We start from the raw sequence: 19774 nt of genomic DNA, 5'->3' as shown, positions 1-19774 counted from the left end.
GTTGATGCAAGTTTAGCCCATTACCCGTATAAAATCCTTGGCAAAATAGCTGGCAATGATGTTTGCGCCAGCTCTTTTAATGGCAATAAGTTGTTCCGTCATTACGGCATCATGATCTAGCCAGCCTTTTTCGGCTGCGGCTTTTAACATGGCATATTCTCCGGAAACTTGATAGACCGCTACGGGTACATCAACCTCGTTTTTAATTTCACGAACTATATCCAAATACGCCAATCCAGGTTTTACCATTACAATATCCGCTCCTTCGTCTATATCCATTTGAGTTTCACGAATGGCCTCAAACCGATTTGCAAAATCCATTTGGTAGGTCTTTTTGTCCTTTGGAACATTGGCTATGTCCACGGGGGCAGAATCCAAGGCATCTCGGAAAGGCCCATAGAAGGCACTTGCATATTTAGCTGAATAGCTCATGATTCCTGTATCCTGAAAACCCTCATCTTCCAAAGCTTCCCGAATGGTTAGAATACGACCATCCATCATATCGCTTGGTGCAACAAAATCTGCACCAGCTTGTGCGTGTGAAACGCTCATTTCTGCTAAAACCTCAGAAGTTTCATCATTTAGAATCTGTCCTTCAACAACGATACCATCATGACCGTAAGCAGAATAGGGATCCAGCGCAACATCTGTCATCACTAACATTTCTGGACAAGCATCTTTTACTGTTTTGATGGCGCGTTGCATCAAACCTTTGTCATTCAGAGCTTCAGTACCTTTATTATCCTTTAGGTTATCTGGTACTTTTACAAAAAGTAAGACTGCACAAAGCCCCATTTTCCAAAGTTCCTTTGTTTCTTTTTCTAGGTTGTCCAAACTCAATCTATAGTAATTGGGCATGGATGGAATTTCTTCCTTTATTCCTTTCCCTTCTACCACAAAGAGGGGAACTAAAAAGTCATCTGGAGTTATGATTGTTTCACGAACCAATCTTCTAATGGATTCTGATGCGCGCAGTCTTCTATTTCGTATTAGTGGGTACATAACTTTATATTTCTATTTCGCCGATAAGGTATGGCACGGCTTTGCCTGATATTTTTACACGTTCTCCCAAGTATTCGCAGAATAAGTCGCCACCTCTTGGAGAAATCTGCTTCGCAGTCATTTTAGTTTTGCCTAAGACATTTGTCCAATAAGGAGTCAAAGTGGTATGTGCAGAACCGGTTACTGGGTCTTCTGGAATACCACATTGAGGAAAAAATGCACGTGACACAAAATCGACACTATCACCAGGTGCTGATACAATTACACCTCGGCAATCCAATTTGTCCAATAGATAAAAATTGGGTGATATGGCTTCAATTTCTTGTTGTGAGTTATAAATGAGTAAATAATCTGTCTTTCCTTTTATGGTTTTAAGGGGAGTTAAACCAATAGCCTCATTAATTTCTGAAATACTTCTTAAGGAAACCGTTTCATCGGTTGGAAAATTCATTGTCATATAACCATTTGCAGCTTTTTCTACTAAAAGCTCACCACTTCGGTGCGAATAAAAACGAATGGTATTTTCTGGGTGACCATGATAATTAAACAGTACGTAAGCTGTTGCCAAGGTAGCATGTCCGCATAGGTCTACTTCGGTTTCGGGAGTGAACCAGCGCAATTCATAAGTGGCATTTTTTTGCACTACAAAAGCCGTTTCGGATAGATTGTTTTCCTGGGCAATCTTTTGCATTAAATCGGAATCAAGCCATTCATCAAGAATACATACAGCAGCTGGATTACCACCAAAAACGGTATCGGTAAAAGCGTCTATTTGGTAAATCTTTTGTTTCATAGGTTTGGTTTGAACACAAAGCTACATATTAAACCCAATCTTTTGGATTTTGCAATACCTGAATCAATTTTTCCTCTTCACTTCCTTTTTCAGGATGATGGTCATACTTCCATTGCACATGCGGCGGAAGACTCATTAAAATGCTTTCAATACGTCCATTCGTTTTTAATCCGAACAAGGTGCCTTTATCATGAACTAAGTTAAACTCTACATATCTGCCGCGCCTAACTTCTTGCCAATCTCTTTGTTTTTGAGTATATGAAAGCTCTTTTCTTTTAAGAACGATTGGTATATATGCTTCTAGAAAACTATTGCCAACCTCAGTTACAAAGTTATACCAGTTATCCATGTTCATGGTATCGGTTGTTTTGCAATAATCAAAGAAGAGACCGCCCAAGCCTCGTGCTTCATTTCTGTGGGTGTTCCAAAAATATTCATCACATCTTTTTTTGTAGTTGGGATAGAACTCAGGATTATGTGCGTCACATGCTTTTTTGCAAATAGTATGAAAGTGTTTCCCATCTTCATCAAATAAATAATAAGGAGTAAGGTCCTGGCCACCTCCAAACCATTGGTCTATTATATTTCCTTCCTTATCGTACATTTCAAAATACCTCCAATTGGCATGGACCGTTGGAACCATAGGACTTTTTGGGTGCAATACCAGGCTCAATCCACAAGCAAAAAAATCTGCATTTTGAACACCAAAATATTGTTGCATACTTTTTGGAAGTTCTCCATGAACTCCAGATATATTGACCCCGCCTTTTTCAAAAACAGCTCCATTCTCTATAACTCGAGTTCTGCCTCCTCCTCCTTCTGGTCGTTTCCAAATGTCTTCTCTAAATTTGGCTTTTCCATCAACTTCTTCAAGTTTTGAGGTAATGGTGTCTTGGAGGGTTTGTATGTATGAGTAGAATTTATCTTTCATTATTCATCAATTATATGAACCAATTTGTTTTTAAAATTAGCAAAGTTGGAATTGGAATCTACTTTGGAAGATGCAACTGTCAATTTTTTTAAAATTTCTATAACCTCTTGTTCTGTTTTGGAAGAATGGTTTAAAAAAATAAAGCGTCCTACCTCATTATTATGCAGATCCATCTTTCTCGCCAATTCTCGGTTTGGAAATGCTTTCTCATGCCAATCTGTGATCTTTTCTGACCAAGTAAGTGTAGCAGTTTCATTTTTGGTTAGATTACTGCAATTTTTGGCAATCAAGTAATTCCAAAACGCATGTCTAAAAGCATTGGCCGGACCATTTTTATAATGCAAACGGCCATAATGTTGTGTTGATATAGACATACATTTTTTTGTTGCGGACAGCGTGGGAAAAATAAACAAAGGAAATCGGAAACATAATTTCATCAAAACCCAAATGCTTTTTGAATCTAATCGTTTTAAAACTTTAATTAGATTCATGATTTCAAACTTGAATTTTAGGATTATGGAGTTCATACAGTTGCATGTCTACGACTTCTCTGTTGCCAGTGGTGTGTTCTTTGGAGAGGGTTCGCTTCCAAACAAATCCAATTTTATCTGCGATTCTTTTACTGGCCAAATTATCATGGTGCACTATGATTTGAAGTGTTTGTAATTCAACTTCATCAAAACACCATGGAATTAATTTTTGAATACTTTTCGTAATAATGCCTTTGCCTTCGTATTGATAGCCTATGCAATAGGCCAATTCTCCTTGATCCTTGATTTTTTGAAGCTCTTTTACATACACCAATCCAATTATAGTCCGATTTGTGTTCTCTTTTATGGTAAAGAGAAACTCCTTTTTGGTTATGAACTCTTTAACCTTTTTTGCAACAAACAACTGCGCCAAAGTAGGTGTGAGGTTTTGCTGTAAAGTTTGAGGAAAATAAGCTTTGAGTCGTTCTGAATTTGAAACCACAAAATCACAGAGTCTCCAAGCGTCTTTTTCTTGAATGGGGCTTATGCTGTAGTTTTCAAAGTCAATTTGCATCTTCAATATCTAAAAAGCTAGTCAACGTATTCTTTAACGGCATCTATAAATGCCCTTGCGTTTTCCACAGGTATGTGGGGAAGAATGCCATGTCCCAAGTTCACTACGTATCTGTCCTTGCCAAATTCGCGAATCATTTGAGCTACCATTTTTTTGATTACTTCTGGCGGGGAAAGTAGTCGCGCAGGATCAAAATTGCCCTGTAGTGTAATGTTTCCTCCAGTTAGGTAACGGGCATTTTGTGCGGAACATGTCCAATCTACACCTAGTGCAGAAGCACCAGATTGAGACATTTCTTTTAATGCAAACCAACAGCCTTTTCCAAAAACAATTACAGGCGCCTCATCTTTTAAGGCATCTACAATTTGCTGAATGTATTTCCAAGAAAATTCTTGGTAGTCTACTGGCGATAGCATTCCGCCCCAAGAATCAAAAATCTGAACAGCATTTACGCCGGCATTTACCTTAGCTTTTAAATAGGCTATGGTGGTATCTGTTATTTTTTGTAGCAGTTGATGGGCGGCTTCAGGTTGTGTAAAACAAAACCCCCTGGCTTTATCAAAACTTTTACTGCCCTGTCCTTCCACACAATAACAAAGTATGGTCCAAGGAGATCCTGCAAAACCAATTAATGGAATCTCATCTTCCAATTTTTCCTTGGTCATGGTAATAGCATCAAGCACATACCCTAAAGATTCTTCAATATTTGGAATGAGGACCCTATCTAAATCTTTGGCAGAACGAATGGGATTGGGCAGATATGGCCCAAAATTAGGTTTCATTTCTACTTCAATATTCATGGCTTGTGGAATAACCAGGATATCGCTGAACAAAATCGCTGCATCCATACCAAAACGTCTAATAGGCTGTACTGTTATTTCTGAAGCCAATTCTGGAGTTTGGCATCGGGTAAAGAAATCGTACTTTTCTTTCAGTTCCATAAACTCTGGAAGATAACGACCAGCCTGGCGCATCATCCAAACGGGAGGTCTATCTACGGTTTCACCTTTTAAAGCTCTTAGAAACAAGTCGTTTTTAATCATTTTTCTTAAAGTATTTTATAGCTTGAACCAACACGTTTTCTATAGTTGGCTTGTTAGCGATTATAATTTGGTCCGTGTGTTTTTTGGCTTCAGTTTGAGTGGTATTACCAATGCAGAATACTAAACTTTTTGAAATAGAATTTTCTTGGATATAACTTTTTATGCCACTTGGACTAAAGAAAAGGATTCCATCAAAAGTACGATTGAACTTTTTTGGAATTAAATGAGTTCGATAAGCTTCCATTTCAAGATACCGAATGTTATTTTTTGATAGTATTTTCGGTAATTCTTCCCTTCTCCAATTTCCGCATAGAAACAAAAAAGCTTCATTCTGATGGTTTTTTGCTATAAAATCAGCCAAATCTGAAGCATTTTGGACGATTTTCATCACTTTTATGCCATTTTCTTCTAAAAGTGCTTGTGTCTTTTCACCTACACAGAAAGCTTTATAATCAGAGAGGTCTACCTTTTTAGAATGCTTTAAAAAAGCTTTAACGGCATTTTTACTTGTGAAAATATAGTTTTGGTAGTCAAGTGGAAGGGTAATATCCAGAAACTCAATACGCAACGCATTGTACTCAACCAAACCTATTCCAGAGTTTAAGAACAATTCCTTTTGTGAAGGTGAAAGTATTTTAGTGGAGAGCACTGTTTTCATTTCTGATACTTTCCATGAGTTTATCTCCACCCTTGTTTAAAATTTCTTGTGCACATATTGCTCCAAACCCTTTGGCGGAGTTAATAGGAATGGTTTTTTCAATTTCAATTTTTTGTCTTCCGTCCAATGAGAACACAGCTCCTATAAAATGAATCGATTGATTTTTTATTTGTGCCAAAGCCCCAATGGGAGCAGTACAGCCCCCTTCTAGAGTTCTTAAAAACTCACGTTCAATGGTTGTTGTTATTTCTGAATCTTGGTGATTGAGTTTTTGAGAAACTTCTCTAGAAAACACATCATTTTCCAATGCAACTACAAGCATTGCTCCTTGGGCAGGAGCTGGAACCATCCAATCCAATGATATGGCATCTTTTGGCAATAACTTTATTCGCTCCAATCCTGCCTGCGCAAAAATGGCACCGTTCCAGTCATTTTCAATCAGTTTTAGCAGTCTAGAGTTAACATTGCCCCGCAAGTCCACTACTTTGTGGTGAGGATATTTATTTAGCCATTGTGCTTTTCTTCGCAAACTACCTGTGGCAATTGTTGCTGTATTTTCAGATTCTAAAACCCCCATCCCCTTATGGACCAATATGTCACTGGTAACAGCACGCTCCAAAACGGCGGTTTGAACAATTCCTTTTGGCAATTGGGTTGGAACATCTTTCATGGAATGTACCGCAATATCAATTTGGCCCTTTAATAATGATACATCCAAGGTTTTGGTGAAAATTCCCGTAATCCCAAGTTCGTAAAGTGGTTTGTCCAAAACTTGGTCTCCAGTAGACTTAATGGGAACCAATATTGTATCAAAGCCCAGTGCCTCAATTTGTTGTTGTACAGTTGTTGCCTGCCACAATGCCAATTCGCTATCGCGGGTTCCGATTCTTATGATTTTGCTCATTTTGAATCAATTTCTAACTGAAATACTTTTTGAATAAGTTCTAAGCTATCTTCTGTATCAACGTCTGAACTTTTCAAATGGTTGGCAAACTGCTTTGTGATTTTTTGAATAATTCGTTCCGAGATAATCTCAGCTTGATTTTGGTTAAAATCAGATAGCTTTTTGGAATGAAAGTCAATTTCTTCCGCTTTCATCGTTTTAAGCTTTTCTTTGAGGGCATTAATAACAGGCGCAAATTTTCTGGTTTCCAACCATTTTAAAAACTCTTTTCTTACCTGCTCAATTATTGTTTCCGCTTTAGGGACAAATTCTTTTCTTTTGGTTAAGGTATCATTGGTAATTTGAGAAAGTTGGTCCAAATGCACCAAGGATACATTGTCTAATTCCAAAACATCGTCCGATACGTTTTTTGGGACGGAAAGGTCCAAAATCAGCAGTGGTTTTTTAGGGTAGATCAATGCTTTTGAAATTGTTGGTAATTGAGCTCCTGTAGCAACCACAAGAATATCAGCTTTTCTAATTTCCGTCTGTAGATCACCGTAATCTTTTACCGTCAAATCAAATTTCCCCGCTATGGCTTCAGCTTTTTCGCGAGTTCTATTAATTAAGGTAATATGAGAGTTATTAGAATGCTTGATAAGATTTTCGCAAGTGTTCCTTCCTATTTTTCCCGTACCGAAAAGTAAAATGTTCTTTTCAGATATATCTGAAATTGTACTTAAAATATACTTTACCGAGGCAAAAGCAACAGATGTGGCCCCTGAGGATAATTCCGTTTCATTTTTAATGCGTTTGCTTGCTTGGATTACAGCGTTGCATAGGCGTTCTATGAACGGATTTGCCATGTCCTGCTTTTTGGAACGATAAAAACCTTGCTTGATTTGACTGATGATTTCGAAATCGCCCAAAATCTGACTGTCCAAACCAGTACCCACTTTAAACATATGTGAGATTGCATCATGGTTTTTATAAACGTAAGCAACCTCTTGAAACTCCTCCATGTTCCCAGGGGTATGATCACAAAGCAATTTAATAAGTTGAAATGGGTGTTGTGCAAAACCATACAGCTCAGTCCGGTTACATGTAGAGATTGCCAAAAGACCATCTATACCCTGCTCCTTAGCTTGGACCATAATGCGGTCTATCGCTGGAACATCTAGACTGAACTTTCCTCTTACTTCGGCCTCTGCTTTTTTATAGCTTAAGCCAATGGCGTAAAAAGAATTATGTTTTGAAATGTGGTAACTCCTCATAAAGGATAAAATCGCGTCACAAAAATAAGGGCACTGTATTTTAAAAAATAACGCTAGCGGAACTATAAATAACAGCCTTTGCACAATTATGGGCACTTTTCGGCTAAATACTTCAAAAACACTGCTTTTATTGGTAAATTTGAATTAACAAAAACAATTTAGAGTCATTCTAAATAGGATTAATTGCTTAAAAAAACAGCATTTAGCAATGGAAAATGTCGCCAAAGGTTCTTATGAGGAAATTTTAATTGAGGATGGGTTTTATATACTTAAAATTCAGAACGATACGGAAGAAATTAATGTAATTGAACGTGAAATAGACAGCTCATTTATTCAGTTTCATTTTTGTTTAAAGGGAGGTTCCAGGTTTAATTTTAATGATGGACATTATACATTGGAAGTATCTGAAGAGAACTCTCTTTTGCTGTACAATACACAGAAAGATTTGCCTTTAAATTTGAATATTTCCCCTAACACCTGGTTGTTATCAGTTATCATGACCATTAGAAAGTTTCATTCTCTTTTTTCCAATGAGGCCAATTACATTCCATTTTTGAGTGAAGACAATAAAGAAAAGAAATACTATTCCCAAGAAGTTGTTTCCCCTGCAATTGCAGTGGTATTAAGTCAATTGATGAACTATAATCTGCATCCATCCATTAAAGAATTGTACGTAAGAGGAAAAGTCTATGAGCTGATTTCGCTGTATTTTAATAAAACAAAAGATGCGGACTTGGAACAATGCCCTTTCTTGGCAGATGAAGATAATGTGCGCCGTATAAAAATGGCCAAGGAAATAATGATTTCCAGAATGGTAGAGCCACCTACATTGAATGAACTTTCAAAAGAAATTGGGTTAAGTTTGAAGAAACTGAAAGAGGGATTCAAACAGATTTATGGCGATTCAGTGTATGGCTTTTTGTTTGACTATAAGATGGAATACGCACGAAAAATGCTCGAAACGGGAAGTCATAATGTAAACGAAGTTGGTCTTAGGGTAGGGTATAGCACTGCCAGTCATTTTATTGCTTCTTTCAAAAAGAAATATGGAACCACACCAAAAAAATATTTAACTTCAAATGCTTAAAACCCTTTTGATGAGACCTATTAGACTATTCTTATTTGCCCTTTGTTCAACACTATTTATTAATGCCCAAGATGACTCAAAAGCAGAGGATACCCCAAAGACCCCAGAGCTGGTTTTAATTTTTAGTAAGACTACTGGTTATCGGCATGAATCCATTGAAAAAGGAGTTCGTACGCTAAGACAATTAGGCAGGGAGAATGGTTTTATTGTACTGCAAACAGAAACATCTTCAGATTTTAATCCCCAAAACTTGAAAAATTACAAATTAGTGGTTTTCCTTAGTACTACATTGGAGGTTTTGAATGATACCCAGCAAGCGGCCTTTGAAAATTATATTAAAGGTGGGGGAAGCTTTCTAGGGATTCACGCTGCCGCAGATACAGAATATGATTGGACGTGGTATGGCAAATTGGTTGGAGGTTATTTTGATAGCCATCCTCCTGGGGTGCATGAAGCCAAGATAGAAGTGCTGAATAAAGAACATGGTTCTACTGCCCATCTTTCTGATTCTTGGATGCGCACGGATGAATGGTACAATTATAAAAACCTAAACCCCAACGTTTCTGTCTTACTTAATTTAGATGAAAAAAGTTATGAAGGAGGAACTAATGGCGAAAATCATCCTATAGCTTGGTATCATGAATTTGATGGTGGAAGAGCTTTTTATACCGGAGGCGGCCACACAGAGACTTCTTTTGATGAGCCTGATTTTAGACAACATCTACTAGGTGGTATTGAATGGTGCTTAGGAAGAAAGTAGAGTAGGTCTTGCCACAATGATACCAATATTACTTTTGATTTTTTTCAAATAATCAACTAAAGGTTCTTCGGTAATTCTAACAGATCCAGAACTGGAAGCATGAAGTAGATGTATTCTTCCGTTTTGTTTAATGGCAAATCCAGTATGGGTTACATCCAACCCCTTAATAGATGTTGCTAGTGCAATAATATCTCCAGATTGAATCAAATGCTCCTTACTTTCAATCTTATCTTGAGGCAGGATACAAAGGCTTTCTTTGGCAAGTTCTACCTCAACAGCTTGAATGGCCGCATAGTTTTTGTCTTCTTCCAAAAAAGGATACAATGCTCTATGAGTGCCCATAAAATTGATGGCTTTATTCATCTCAATCCCATCCAAACTAACAGTGATATCTTGGATCAGTCCCTTACCCTCATTGTTTCTTATCCATTCTGTAAAGTAATGTAAACGAGAAGGGTAACCGTCTAACACACCATTTCTATACCGAATGGTTTTTAAATTTTCTGTAAAACTTTCAAAGTCGGTTTGATTATTTTGGAACATTAGACCAAAGGCCAAAACATTTTCAACATAGGTAGTACAATCTAGACCTCTTAAGTTGACGACCAGAGTTTCAATGTCTCCAATTTCCAAGGTTTTTTCTACGTATGGAGTGCCTAAAAATGATTTACCGATGTCCACAACAGAATCGCCATACGAATCTCCTTCAATTCCTTTGAGCCCTTCCAATTTTGAATAAAATAGGGTGGAATCCATTGGAGAGCAGGAGATTTGGGCATCTACCGTCAATGCAAAAATTAAAATAAGATAAAATACAGTCTTGTGTAACATAGACAGATTTAGGTTTACCAAACTAAATTAGGATTATCTATGGAATTATAAGGAAACAAATTAATGGAATCAAATGTTAAATCATCTTCAAGTAGTATTTTTACTGCTCTTAACAAATTGCTATGAAAGGAGTGTTATTGGTTAATTTGGGTTCTCCAGATAGCCCAACAGCTAAAGATGTAAAGCCTTATTTGGATGAATTTTTGATGGACGAGAGGGTTATTGATGTTCCCAACTGGTTGCGAAACATCATTGTTAGGGGAATCATATTACAGACGCGCCCAAAGAAATCGGCCGAAGCCTATTCCAAGATTTGGTGGGAAGAGGGTTCTCCATTGATTGTAATCTCGGAACGCTTTGCCGAAAAGGTAAAGAGTCATACAGAAATGCCAGTTGCCCTTGGTATGCGTTATGGTTCCATCACCATAAAAAATGCATTACAGGAATTACAAGATAAAGGCGTGGATGAGGTACTGTTGGTTCCACTATATCCACAATATGCCATGAGTTCTTTTGAAACCGTTGTGGTAAAAACCATGGAGGTGCAAACTACACATTTTCCAGAAATGAAAATTACTACGCTACCTGCATTTTATAACAATCCCGATTATATTCAGGTGCTTTCAAAAAGTATTGAAAGAGGACTTGAAGAGTTCGACTATGACCACATCCTGTTCTCTTATCATGGTATCCCGGAACGTCATATTAGAAAATCGGACCCAACAAAATTCCACTGTAAAATAGACGGAAGCTGTTGTAAAACAAACTCCGTAGCGCATCATACGTGTTATCGTCATCAATGTTTTGACACTACTGAAAAAGTAAAAGCTTTTTTAGGATTGCCAGAAGATAAAACCAGTATTTCTTTCCAATCTAGATTGCCCAATGATCCATGGCTAAAACCCTTCACCGACTTTGAATTTGAACGTTTGGCAAAAGAAAGAAAGACAAAATTGGCTGTAATTACTCCAGCATTTGTCTCTGACTGTTTGGAGACGTTGGAAGAAATTGCGATGGAAGGAAAGGACCAATTTATGGAAGCCGGTGGCGAGTCCTATATTCACATACCTTGTCTAAATGATAATGAGGAATGGGTGGAGTTAATGGCCAAATGGGTCAATGATTGGCAGTCCAAAGAAACTTTGCCAGTTTAGATGGCAAAAGTATCCTCTGATCAATTAGGAACAGAGCCGATTGGTAAATTACTGATCAAGCAAGCAGTACCCGCTTCCATAGGAATTTTGGTAATGTCCTTGAATGTTTTGGTGGATTCCATTTTCGTAGGAAATTGGATTGGGTCCATTGCCATAGCTGCCATTAATGTTGTATTGCCCGTATCGTTTTTTATTGCCGCATTGGGAATGGCAATCGGGATTGGCGGTTCCAGCATAATTTCCAGGGCACTGGGAGCTGAAAACAAAGAAAAAGCCCTTAAAACTTTTGGAAACCAGATTACACTGACCCTTTTGGTGACTATCAGTATGGTGGCTTTGGGGCTCTACTTTGTAGATGATCTTATACCAGCTTTTGGAGGTAAAGGAACCATCTTTGATCCTGCAAAAGTTTATTACACCATCATTTTATACGGGGTACCGTTTTTGGCACTTTGTATGATGGGCAATACGGTCATTAGAGCCGAAGGGAAACCAAAATTTGCCATGATAGCCATGATTATTCCGTCTGTTGGGAACCTGCTCATGGATTACATCTTCATTTATGTTTTTGACTGGGGGATGCATGGAGCAGCATGGGCAACAACAGTTGGTTACCTAATGTGTTTTGGTTACATCTTTTACTTTTTTCTTTCTAAGAATTCAGAGCTAAAAATAAGCCTACCACATTTTGGGTTGAACATGCCAATTTTAAAAGAGATTGGCTCTCTTGGTTTTGTAACCTTGGCAAGACAGGCAGTTACCAGTATCACCTATTTGCTGATGAACAATATTCTGTTCAATTTAGGAGGCGAGGCCATGGTTGCTGTGTACGCTATTATTGGTAGAATGTTGATGTTTGCGCTATTCCCTGTTTTTGGCGTTACCCAAGGATTTTTGCCCATTGCAGGATTTAACTATGGCGCTTTAAAATATGACCGCGTTAAAGAATCCATTTTTACCGCAATTAAATATGCGGCTTTGGTAGCCACACTTGTATTCATAGGATTGATGGTTTTTCCCGATGCTATAACATCTTTGTTTCTAAGCAGTAGGGAAGATTTGCCTCCAGAGGAATTAATAGCCAATGCTTTTGTATTGGAACATGCCCCTGCAGCAATGCGATGGGTCTTTGCGGCAACACCTATTATAGCATTACAATTAATAGGTGCTGCCTATTTTCAAGCTGTGGGAAAAGCAATCCCAGCTTTGCTTCTGACCTTAACCCGACAAGGCTTCTTTTTTATTCCACTTGTTTTGATTTTACCTAGTTTTTTGGGAGAACTTGGAGTTTGGTTATCATTTCCTATTGCTGATGTTTTGGCAACAATAGTTACAGGCATTTATTTGGGTAAAGAAGTAAAAACCAAACTCGAAGTATCAACTGGACCCTAGTTTTTGTTATTCTATTTGGGTGGCCGCTTTACTAATGATTTTCCATTTACCCTCAAGCTTTTTCAATAAGAAGATATCGATAAACTTTAGCCCTCCTTTGGGAATCAGAATCTCCGCTTTGGCAGAAGCAATGTTGTTTGCATAATCAATCATCAATATTTTGCCATTCCTACCGTTGAATTTTCCTTGTTCTCTATTCTTAAATAAGTTGGCATATTCCTTTGGGGACAAAACCCATAATTCTTGGTCTTTTTTGGATAGGAATAAATCAGCGTCTTCATAAAACGCTGACGTTATTAGTTCTGGGTCGCTATAGGATGAACCATCAATATAATTTTGAAGGGTTTGCCGTATAGCTTCTTCCTCGGATTGCGCAAATAAAGAAAGGGTTAATAGTAAAAGTGTGAAAGTCAAGAATTGTGTTTTCATGTGTTTTTAAGTTTTAAGAATTGATGATTTATTGAGTTTTTATTTGAATGAGTTTTCCGTTATCCTCATCAGTGAGAATATAAAGTTTTCCATCTGGACTTTGCCTTACTTTACGAATGCGAACAGGATTGTCTATAAATAATTCTTCGGCACTTTTGATAATTTCATCTTCAATGCGAAATCGCCATAGACTTCCACGAGATAGCCCTGGAACAATTAAATTGTTTTTCCAATGGGGGAATTCGTCACCTGTGTAAAAAGTAAGCCCAGTTGGGGCCACAGTATGGTGCCAAAACCAAACTGGAGGCGTAAAGGTCACATCTTCAAATTTTGGTGGAGTGTAATCTTGACTCCTTAGTTTTCCAGACGTTACATTAGGCCATCCATAGTTTGCCCTGGCTTTTAGAATGTTGATTTCATCGCCTTGAATGGTACCATGTTCACTGAACCAGATTTTACCAGTTTTGGGCTCAACGGTTATTCCTTGCGCCGCACGTATCCCCATCGCATATAAGCCGGGCACGGCATTTGGACCAAAATCAGGATTATCGTTTGGAATACTCCCATCTGGATTAATGCGATATATCTTTCCACGTTTATCGGTCACGTCCTGCGCAATTGGTATTTCAGGTTCATCCTTTTCCCAAAAAAGACGTTCACCAATGGTTATATAAAGTTTTCCATCTGGCCCAAATGTCATACCGCCGCCATAATGGTAGTATTCTTTTGTAAAGGGATTGGCTTCAAGTAAGACTTGATGATGAATAAGAGAATCTTTGTTCAATTGAGCCCTTATAATTTTTGTAGTAGTACCTAGACCTTTTCTTTTGGCCGCATAGGAAACATACACCCACTTATTGCTTATAAAATCTGGGTCAACTAGCACCTCAAAAATCCCCGAATTGTCACCAAAATGAATAGCACGTATGCTATCGGTTAAATCGGTTGGAAATCCTTTGATGATTCGTTTTTCTTTCGAGTTAAGATTGATGCGCAAAAGATCCCCATCTTTTTCAGAGATCAAAGCTTCCTCGTTTGATAAGAAGGCCATGCTCCAAGGATGGTTAAGACTATCCATCACGATTTGTTTTGTTGGTAAAGGAGATAAAACACTCTTTGAAGCAGAAGTTTTTTGATTCTGTGAGCAACCTATCAAAAGGAACGCCAACGGAATTACTAATTTGTTCATCTTTTGTAATTTTTATACAAATGATGAAAAACTCAAACTACAACCCTTTAAAAAACATGATTCTTAAGACGAAAAAAGAACTATGTTGTTCCAAATTCCTTCCTGTACTGAGAAGGGGTCAATTGTGTTTTTGCCTTAAAGGCCAGATTAAAGGATGTGGCATTGCTAAAACCGCAGTCATAGGCTATAGCCACTATTTTTTCCTTTTTATGATTTGGATTGGTCAGCAATACCTTTGCTTTTTCAATTCTATACCCATTTACAAAATCTGAAAAATTCTTGTGTTCATTTTCATTTATGGCTTGGGATAATTTTCTAGTAGAGACGTTCAACCGCTCTGCAATAGACTCAAGTGAAAGGGTGTTGTCCAGAAAAATCTCGTCTTTTGCAAACAACTTTTTTAGGGCACTCAATAGCTCTTCCGAGGCAGATTTGTCTAAAGAAGATGTGTTGTACTTTCCCAATTGGAAAGCGTGTTTTTGAAGAAAAAGAAAAGAGAAAATATAAATTAGTACAGAAAAGAAAATGGCCCCACCAATGTAAAGAGAGAACAACCCAGCAAGATGCCCCATATAAAAAAGCCATATTAGAGCGACCCCCATAACCAGGTTCCTATACCATTTGGCTCGTTGAGGATGAACTTTTGTCCTATGTTTGTGGAACACTTTATAGGAGAGACCAATGTAGGTTGCCAAATGCCCAAACACCAAAATATATATGGCATACGAAATTGGGTTGCCAGTATTGGGAACAATGCCGCATAAAAGGGCAAATAAGATGAAGGGAACTGTATGAGCATAATCTTTATATCTGAATTTTTTTTGCGTGGCTAGCAATGATTTTCCATAAAGCCATAAGAACGGCCCCGTTAATAAAATACCAGAAAGCCCTAAGTTGCGCTGCCAAGGTTCCAAATTTAAATGCACATTAAGTACGGACTTGCCTATGCGAATGGTCAAACCTAAAATTACAAGTGCCAGAAAAACGTTGGCCTTCCTGTTCCCTTTTTTGAGCGTGAAGAGATAAAAAGAAAGAAAAAAGGCCTGGGCTATCCCCAAGCAACTTAAAACCAATATTATGGCGTTCTTGTCCATACTTCAAAAATAGAAAGAAGACATCAAAGAAAATTTACATGTCGCATTTAGTTACTATTTTTAGCAAAAGACCTTTTAGCGAATGAAGTTTTCTTATTTAATTCTTAGTATTTCTTTATTGATTTTAATGGGTTGTTCTGAAAAAAAGCAAGTGACAAAAACATTTCCATTATTTGTAGGAACTTATACTGATGGTGAAAGCGAGGGAATTTATCGTTTTACCTTTGATTCCAATTCTGGAGTGCTTCAAGAGAAGAGCTTAGCCGCAGTGTTGCCCAACCCCTCTTTTTTGAAAATTTCCAGAGACAGAACAAACTTATATGCCGTTCAGGAGACCGCTGATTTTGATAGTTTGGGCGGAGGCGTTACTGCTTTTAAATTAAAGGACGGACTTTTAGAACTTCAGAATAGCATGGGCACCGGTGGTGCACATCCCTGTCATGTGTCCTTATCAGATAATGGGTATTTGGCCGTCTCAAATTACACAGGAGGCAACTTCTCCATTTTTGAATTAGAAGATGATGGGGCACTAAAGGATAATCCTCAAGTTATAGATCATAAAGTATTGGATACAGCTAAAACGGCCCATGCGCATATGGCAAAGTTTTCTTCGGAAGGATTACTTGTTTCAGACTTAGGTCTAGATGCTGTAAAACGTTATCAAAACCAAAATGGTCAGTTTACTACTGCAAGTCAAGCTTCACTGGATTTACCCGATGGTGCGGGCCCAAGACATTTTGTCTTCAGCAAGGAAAACAAATTTCTTTATGTGATCAATGAACTGAATTCTACTATTACGGTTTTTCAAAAACAGAAGGATGGTGATTACTTGGAAATAGAGACAAAAAGCACTTTAGATGCTTCTTTTGAAGGTGAAAATTTTTGTGCTGATATTCATTTATCCTCGGATGGGAGATTCTTGTACGGTTCTAACCGTGGAGAAAATTCAATCGTCATCTTTTACGTAGATGAAGTAACGGGTAAATTGAAATTGGTTGGTCGTGAATCAGTGAATGGTAATTGGCCGCGGAACTTTACTATTGATCCAAGCGGGAACTTCATATTGGTCGCAAATCAGAGAAGCAATAACATTACCATCTTCAAACGTAATGTTGAACAAGGAACCTTGGAATTTCTTAATGAAATAGCATTGCCAAGTCCAGTTTGCCTTGAGTTTTTGGATTGATTTTAAAGGTGCTTTTCTTTCATTTTTTGAATGAACTCAGCTGACATATAATATAAGTTCAATTGCCCATTGTTATGCGTTCTATTTATTCTTTTAACAGGTTCTAAAGCTTTAACATTAATGGGTTCCTCTAATCTTCCGCTCGCAAAAACAAATAGTTTTCCATCTTGACTTACCCAAGGGCACATCTCGTGTTCTGACGAATTGATTGGGTCGCCCAAATTTTCGGGTGCAGTCCACTCGCCCTCTAAATTGAAACTGATATATAGATCCCCTTTGCCCAAGCTGTCATCATAGCCTCTAAAAATTAAATATTCTTCATCGGGGTCGATAAAAGGATCACCCTTATTTTCTCCAGAGTTAATGACATCTGATAAAGCCTCAACGGTATAATCAGTATTGTTGGGAATGGCCTTGTAAATATCCCCTTTGGACCAAATATTAAAATATAAAGTACCAGAGTGGGTTAACGAGCTATAATATTCATTATCCTCCTCGCCAGTTAAGGTTACCCGGACGACTTTACCCCACCCAGCATCTGTTCGTTCCACATACCAGATTTTGCTGTTTTCATTATCGCCTTTAGGTCTACTTGAACTGAAATAAATACGATTTCCATCAGGAGAAAAAAGCGGGTCGTAATCTGAAAATTCTCCCGAAAAAGAAGCTATTCTTGGTTCACTCCAAGTGCTGTCTTCCATCATTTTAGTAAAAGTGATATAGGCATTGGTGGGCATATCCGTAGTATAATAAAATTCAGTTCCATCGGGCGAGAAGGTGCCGTTGTATTCCGTTGAGGGTGATGCCAAAAGCTCTGGCGCCAGAAGTTGAGGTGATGCAGTAGGATCAATACCAAAAAAAGGACCTGAGTATTTCTGATTTTGTATTTTCTCCACAGGTTCTGCCTGCTCCTTGCACCCTAAAATTAGAATGATAAAAAGAATCGAGATGACTTTTAAGCTATTCACAGGTATAGGTTTTATTGTTGAATTCAAAAGAAGCGTTCTCATTAGGTCTCAAGGCTCCATGCCAGGAGTCTTTGTACCATTTTTCTGGGGCATCATCGCTGCGATAATTTGCGGTAAAAAAGGAAAAGTCGTCGGTAAATGTGATGATAATATCGCCTTTTCCATCTGCATCGTGCCATCTACCTGTCATGACACTACCTTTTAATCTACCCCATACCCCTCCTAGCGCATTTTTATGAATCAATAGGTAAGACCCGGCCACTTCGTCATTATCAATGAGCAAATCAAAACGGCCTATTTCCGTGCAGTAATTTTTTGATATGACCGTGTTTTTTTTCTGGTTTTGTGCTGTTGAAAATTGTATGGACAGCATAAAAAGGAGTACGCTATAAAAAATGGTTTTCGATTTCATAGAGAAGAATTTAAATTCAATCTGCTGATTCAAGTTTTCGAATGATCAATTGGTAATTTTCCAAATTTGAGGCATCAATAATCTCATTGGTTTGCTGATTGAGCATATCCATTTGAGAATCGGCTATAAAATATATGCTGTTATTAACTAAGTCAAAAGTGGTGGGAATGTCCGAAGGGAGCCTAAAAGGCATCAATTTTTGCTGTTGAAGAATATTGGTCTGTTCTTTATTTAAATGAAACTTATAAACTCCATTTTCAGAAGCATCTCTTCTAGAATTGATTATGGTAATTAAACTGTTTTCATAAAATTTCATGCCATCAATTCCTTTGTGTTCATTGGACTGATTCACCAATTTTTGGGTCGCAATATCCAATACGCGAATTCCACTAGTGTACGACGCAAAATAAAGATACTTGTCATTATCAGATATGGCTATTCCATTGGAATGTTTGATTTCATCATTGGAGTAAAACACTTCCAAATGATCACTGGACGGATTGATGGTATAAATATTATTGGTTTCGGAGTCGGTAATAAATACACTTCCATGATTACTTACGGCAATATCATTCAGATAAATAAATTCAGGATTGTCCAATAGATAGGATTTAATTAGATCTCCTGTAGTGATATCCAGTAAAAGAAGGATAGATTTATTATTGTCTTTTGGAAGGCTATTTCCAAGTGCATACAGAATATCTCCTTTTATAGTCATTCCAAAGCCTGCTAAATAGCCATATTCCTTCCTTTGAATAAAATCCTTTGCATCTGTGCCATCGAGATTGCATTGCACTATTTTGTCATGCTTAAGACTATTAATAAAGAGTTTTCCTGATTGGATATCAACGGCAATGCCCTCGGGAATAAGGTCTTTTTCAAAAACTAGGTCTATAAAACTATTGGGTGCTTGGGCTTGTAGCGAAAACGATAGTAAAAACAAAACGCATTGAAGTGTTTTCATTTGATTGACTGTTTTCCCCAAATTACTATATAATTAGAGGTCATGTTTTAAAACTTTTGTTAAAACAAGACTTAACTTTTTGGTGTCATAGGTGGTCTTACATATGCATTTCTTCAGACCAAATATTCACAAAAACTTGCTAATCTAATTTCTTGATCCCGGAAACATGGGAAGCTATGGCTTTCCACCTTCCTTCACGCTTAATTAACACATTGCTGGATTGATAAATGGTTTCGGTGGAATCGTTTAAAATATGACCGGTGCCACAAATCATGGCAGTACCATTGTTTAAAATATCTAGACGCTTAATTTCATAGTAAAAAGAATCATGTTGCATGGCGTGTCCTTTGATCCACTCAAGCTCCTTGACCTTGTTGGACCAGTTACCGCTGGCATCAACCATTTGAAAATCATCAGCTAAAATGTTATCTAATAAAACAGTATCCTGTTCTCTATAGGCTTTTGGCCATTGTATCTCTTTTAGGTTCCTTAGAATTTCTTGGTCTTCTGATGTAATGATACTTTCAGTGGTATCTTCTTTTGGATTTGTTTGGCAGCCAAAGGCAACAAGTAAAACGATGCAGGATAATCTTTTTCTCATTTTCAATTGATTTCTGTAAAGATGGTTACTTGTAAAATGAAAGTATAGAATTGCTTTGTGAGTCGCGGTAAAAAAAGGG

At 37.7% G+C, this 19774-nt stretch carries 22 protein-coding genes; 5 read left to right on the top strand and 17 right to left on the bottom strand.

Going from position 1 to position 19774, the window contains the following annotated elements:
* Nucleotides 1-12: 12 nt before the first annotated feature.
* Genes hemB through hemA form a run of 9 tightly spaced genes read right to left on the bottom strand, consistent with a single transcriptional unit; the run spans nt 13 to nt 7628 of the window.
* Nucleotides 13-1002 carry a porphobilinogen synthase gene (gene hemB / locus SJY44_RS02145; protein WP_396591088.1) on the bottom strand — a complete coding sequence of 330 codons (990 nt, stop codon included), beginning with the start codon at nt 1000-1002 and terminating at the stop codon, nt 13-15.
* A 4-nt stretch (nt 1003-1006) separates the two neighbouring features.
* Nucleotides 1007-1795, bottom strand: coding sequence for a PhzF family phenazine biosynthesis protein (locus tag SJY44_RS02140; protein ID WP_396591087.1), 789 nt, complete (start codon nt 1793-1795; stop codon nt 1007-1009).
* 28 nt (nt 1796-1823) lie between these two features.
* On the bottom strand, nt 1824-2726 hold the full coding sequence (hemF, locus tag SJY44_RS02135) for an oxygen-dependent coproporphyrinogen oxidase (RefSeq protein WP_396591086.1): 903 nt from the start codon (nt 2724-2726) through the stop codon (nt 1824-1826).
* Entirely contained in the window at nt 2726-3163 is a 438-nt protein-coding gene (locus SJY44_RS02130; protein ID WP_396592112.1) for a DUF6973 domain-containing protein, read from the bottom strand. The genes hemF and SJY44_RS02130 overlap by 1 nt, the downstream gene beginning before the upstream one ends.
* A 58-nt stretch (nt 3164-3221) precedes the next feature.
* Nucleotides 3222-3770 (bottom strand): GNAT family N-acetyltransferase, encoded by a 549-nt coding sequence (locus SJY44_RS02125; RefSeq protein ID WP_396591085.1) that lies wholly within the window; start codon nt 3768-3770, stop codon nt 3222-3224.
* Nucleotides 3771-3787: 17 nt separating this feature from the next.
* The gene (gene hemE / locus SJY44_RS02120; protein ID WP_396591084.1) at nt 3788-4813 is read right to left on the bottom strand and encodes a uroporphyrinogen decarboxylase; all 1026 of its coding nucleotides are present in this window, start codon (nt 4811-4813) and stop codon (nt 3788-3790) included.
* Nucleotides 4806-5471: a uroporphyrinogen-III synthase gene (locus SJY44_RS02115; protein ID WP_396591083.1), complete on the bottom strand. Its 666-nt coding sequence runs from the start codon at nt 5469-5471 to the stop codon at nt 4806-4808. Before SJY44_RS02115 ends, hemE begins: the two co-directional genes overlap by 8 nt.
* On the bottom strand, nt 5449-6375 hold the full coding sequence (gene hemC / locus SJY44_RS02110) for a hydroxymethylbilane synthase (protein ID WP_396591082.1): 927 nt from the start codon (nt 6373-6375) through the stop codon (nt 5449-5451). Before hemC ends, SJY44_RS02115 begins: the two co-directional genes overlap by 23 nt.
* Nucleotides 6372-7628 (bottom strand): glutamyl-tRNA reductase, encoded by a 1257-nt coding sequence (gene hemA / locus SJY44_RS02105; RefSeq protein WP_396591081.1) that lies wholly within the window; start codon nt 7626-7628, stop codon nt 6372-6374. The genes hemC and hemA overlap by 4 nt, the downstream gene beginning before the upstream one ends.
* A 208-nt stretch (nt 7629-7836) precedes the next feature.
* Here hemA and SJY44_RS02100 point away from each other — a divergent pair, with 208 nt between their 5' ends.
* Both SJY44_RS02100 and SJY44_RS02095 read left to right on the top strand, forming a co-directional pair.
* On the top strand, nt 7837-8715 hold the full coding sequence (locus SJY44_RS02100; protein WP_396591080.1) for a helix-turn-helix transcriptional regulator: 879 nt from the start codon (nt 7837-7839) through the stop codon (nt 8713-8715).
* A 10-nt stretch (nt 8716-8725) separates the two neighbouring features.
* Nucleotides 8726-9475, top strand: coding sequence for a ThuA domain-containing protein (locus tag SJY44_RS02095; protein WP_396591079.1), 750 nt, complete (start codon nt 8726-8728; stop codon nt 9473-9475).
* Here the strand turns inward: SJY44_RS02095 and SJY44_RS02090 are convergent.
* Complete coding sequence (locus tag SJY44_RS02090; protein ID WP_396591078.1) at nt 9461-10306, bottom strand: N-acetylmuramoyl-L-alanine amidase-like domain-containing protein; 846 nt, start codon at nt 10304-10306, stop codon at nt 9461-9463. The two genes, SJY44_RS02095 and SJY44_RS02090, sit on opposite strands and share 15 nt — an antisense overlap.
* 122 nt (nt 10307-10428) lie before the next feature.
* Between SJY44_RS02090 and hemH the strand changes: the two genes are divergently transcribed.
* Nucleotides 10429-11460, top strand: coding sequence for a ferrochelatase (gene hemH, locus SJY44_RS02085; RefSeq protein WP_396591077.1), 1032 nt, complete (start codon nt 10429-10431; stop codon nt 11458-11460).
* Nucleotides 11461-12852, top strand: a complete 1392-nt coding sequence (locus SJY44_RS02080; RefSeq protein ID WP_396591076.1) for an MATE family efflux transporter — start codon at nt 11461-11463, stop codon at nt 12850-12852.
* Between the two features lie 6 nt (nt 12853-12858).
* Here the strand turns inward: SJY44_RS02080 and SJY44_RS02075 are convergent, their stop codons facing one another.
* The 3 genes from SJY44_RS02075 to SJY44_RS02065 all read right to left on the bottom strand — a co-directional run bounded on the left by SJY44_RS02075 (nt 12859) and on the right by SJY44_RS02065 (nt 15564).
* A complete protein-coding gene (locus SJY44_RS02075; protein WP_298923153.1) occupies nt 12859-13281 on the bottom strand; it encodes a nuclear transport factor 2 family protein in 423 nt (140 codons plus the stop codon).
* Between the two features lie 28 nt (nt 13282-13309).
* Nucleotides 13310-14470: a PQQ-dependent sugar dehydrogenase gene (locus SJY44_RS02070; protein WP_396591075.1), complete on the bottom strand. Its 1161-nt coding sequence runs from the start codon at nt 14468-14470 to the stop codon at nt 13310-13312.
* 80 nt (nt 14471-14550) lie between these two features.
* Nucleotides 14551-15564 carry a helix-turn-helix domain-containing protein gene (locus SJY44_RS02065; RefSeq protein WP_396591074.1) on the bottom strand — a complete coding sequence of 338 codons (1014 nt, stop codon included), beginning with the start codon at nt 15562-15564 and terminating at the stop codon, nt 14551-14553.
* A gap of 82 nt (nt 15565-15646) precedes the next feature.
* On the opposite strand from SJY44_RS02065, the gene SJY44_RS02060 reads away from it, so the two are divergent.
* Complete coding sequence (locus SJY44_RS02060) at nt 15647-16750, top strand: lactonase family protein (protein ID WP_396591073.1); 1104 nt, start codon at nt 15647-15649, stop codon at nt 16748-16750.
* A 2-nt stretch (nt 16751-16752) separates the two neighbouring features.
* Here SJY44_RS02060 and SJY44_RS02055 read toward each other — a convergent pair whose 3' ends face one another.
* The 4 genes from SJY44_RS02055 to SJY44_RS02040 all read right to left on the bottom strand — a co-directional run bounded on the left by SJY44_RS02055 (nt 16753) and on the right by SJY44_RS02040 (nt 19695).
* Nucleotides 16753-17718 (bottom strand): hypothetical protein, encoded by a 966-nt coding sequence (locus SJY44_RS02055; protein WP_396591072.1) that lies wholly within the window; start codon nt 17716-17718, stop codon nt 16753-16755.
* Entirely contained in the window at nt 17711-18130 is a 420-nt protein-coding gene (locus SJY44_RS02050; protein ID WP_396591071.1) for a hypothetical protein, read from the bottom strand. Before SJY44_RS02050 ends, SJY44_RS02055 begins: the two co-directional genes overlap by 8 nt.
* 16 nt (nt 18131-18146) lie before the next feature.
* Nucleotides 18147-19094, bottom strand: coding sequence for an SMP-30/gluconolactonase/LRE family protein (locus SJY44_RS02045; RefSeq protein WP_396591070.1), 948 nt, complete (start codon nt 19092-19094; stop codon nt 18147-18149).
* 139 nt (nt 19095-19233) lie between these two features.
* Nucleotides 19234-19695, bottom strand: coding sequence for a nuclear transport factor 2 family protein (locus tag SJY44_RS02040; protein ID WP_396591069.1), 462 nt, complete (start codon nt 19693-19695; stop codon nt 19234-19236).
* Between the last annotated feature and the right edge of the window lie 79 nt (nt 19696-19774).

The sequence above is a fragment of the Allomuricauda sp. R78024 genome, assembly GCF_044596045.1.
In the GTDB taxonomy this organism is placed as follows: domain Bacteria; phylum Bacteroidota; class Bacteroidia; order Flavobacteriales; family Flavobacteriaceae; genus Flagellimonas.
Note: the sequence above shows the minus strand (reverse complement) of the source record. Positions and strands in the feature narration are given on the sequence as shown.

Bases quoted from the DNA above. Each gene is read 5' to 3' on its own strand.
- hemB (WP_396591088.1), bottom strand. From the start codon at position 1,002: ATGTACCCACTAATACGAAATAGAAGACTGCGCGCATCAGAATCCATT.
- SJY44_RS02140 (WP_396591087.1), bottom strand. From the start codon at position 1,795: ATGAAACAAAAGATTTACCAAATAGACGCTTTTACCGATACCGTTTTT.
- hemF (WP_396591086.1), bottom strand. From the start codon at position 2,726: ATGAAAGATAAATTCTACTCATACATACAAACCCTCCAAGACACCATT.
- SJY44_RS02130 (WP_396592112.1), bottom strand. From the start codon at position 3,163: ATGAAATTATGTTTCCGATTTCCTTTGTTTATTTTTCCCACGCTGTCC.
- SJY44_RS02125 (WP_396591085.1), bottom strand. From the start codon at position 3,770: ATGCAAATTGACTTTGAAAACTACAGCATAAGCCCCATTCAAGAAAAA.
- hemE (WP_396591084.1), bottom strand. From the start codon at position 4,813: ATGATTAAAAACGACTTGTTTCTAAGAGCTTTAAAAGGTGAAACCGTA.
- SJY44_RS02115 (WP_396591083.1), bottom strand. From the start codon at position 5,471: ATGAAAACAGTGCTCTCCACTAAAATACTTTCACCTTCACAAAAGGAA.
- hemC (WP_396591082.1), bottom strand. From the start codon at position 6,375: ATGAGCAAAATCATAAGAATCGGAACCCGCGATAGCGAATTGGCATTG.
- hemA (WP_396591081.1), bottom strand. From the start codon at position 7,628: ATGAGGAGTTACCACATTTCAAAACATAATTCTTTTTACGCCATTGGC.
- SJY44_RS02100 (WP_396591080.1), top strand. From the start codon at position 7,837: ATGGAAAATGTCGCCAAAGGTTCTTATGAGGAAATTTTAATTGAGGAT.
- SJY44_RS02095 (WP_396591079.1), top strand. From the start codon at position 8,726: ATGAGACCTATTAGACTATTCTTATTTGCCCTTTGTTCAACACTATTT.
- SJY44_RS02090 (WP_396591078.1), bottom strand. From the start codon at position 10,306: ATGTTACACAAGACTGTATTTTATCTTATTTTAATTTTTGCATTGACG.
- hemH (WP_396591077.1), top strand. From the start codon at position 10,429: ATGAAAGGAGTGTTATTGGTTAATTTGGGTTCTCCAGATAGCCCAACA.
- SJY44_RS02080 (WP_396591076.1), top strand. From the start codon at position 11,461: ATGGCAAAAGTATCCTCTGATCAATTAGGAACAGAGCCGATTGGTAAA.
- SJY44_RS02075 (WP_298923153.1), bottom strand. From the start codon at position 13,281: ATGAAAACACAATTCTTGACTTTCACACTTTTACTATTAACCCTTTCT.
- SJY44_RS02070 (WP_396591075.1), bottom strand. From the start codon at position 14,470: ATGAACAAATTAGTAATTCCGTTGGCGTTCCTTTTGATAGGTTGCTCA.
- SJY44_RS02065 (WP_396591074.1), bottom strand. From the start codon at position 15,564: ATGGACAAGAACGCCATAATATTGGTTTTAAGTTGCTTGGGGATAGCC.
- SJY44_RS02060 (WP_396591073.1), top strand. From the start codon at position 15,647: ATGAAGTTTTCTTATTTAATTCTTAGTATTTCTTTATTGATTTTAATG.
- SJY44_RS02050 (WP_396591071.1), bottom strand. From the start codon at position 18,130: ATGAAATCGAAAACCATTTTTTATAGCGTACTCCTTTTTATGCTGTCC.
- SJY44_RS02045 (WP_396591070.1), bottom strand. From the start codon at position 19,094: ATGAAAACACTTCAATGCGTTTTGTTTTTACTATCGTTTTCGCTACAA.
- SJY44_RS02040 (WP_396591069.1), bottom strand. From the start codon at position 19,695: ATGAGAAAAAGATTATCCTGCATCGTTTTACTTGTTGCCTTTGGCTGC.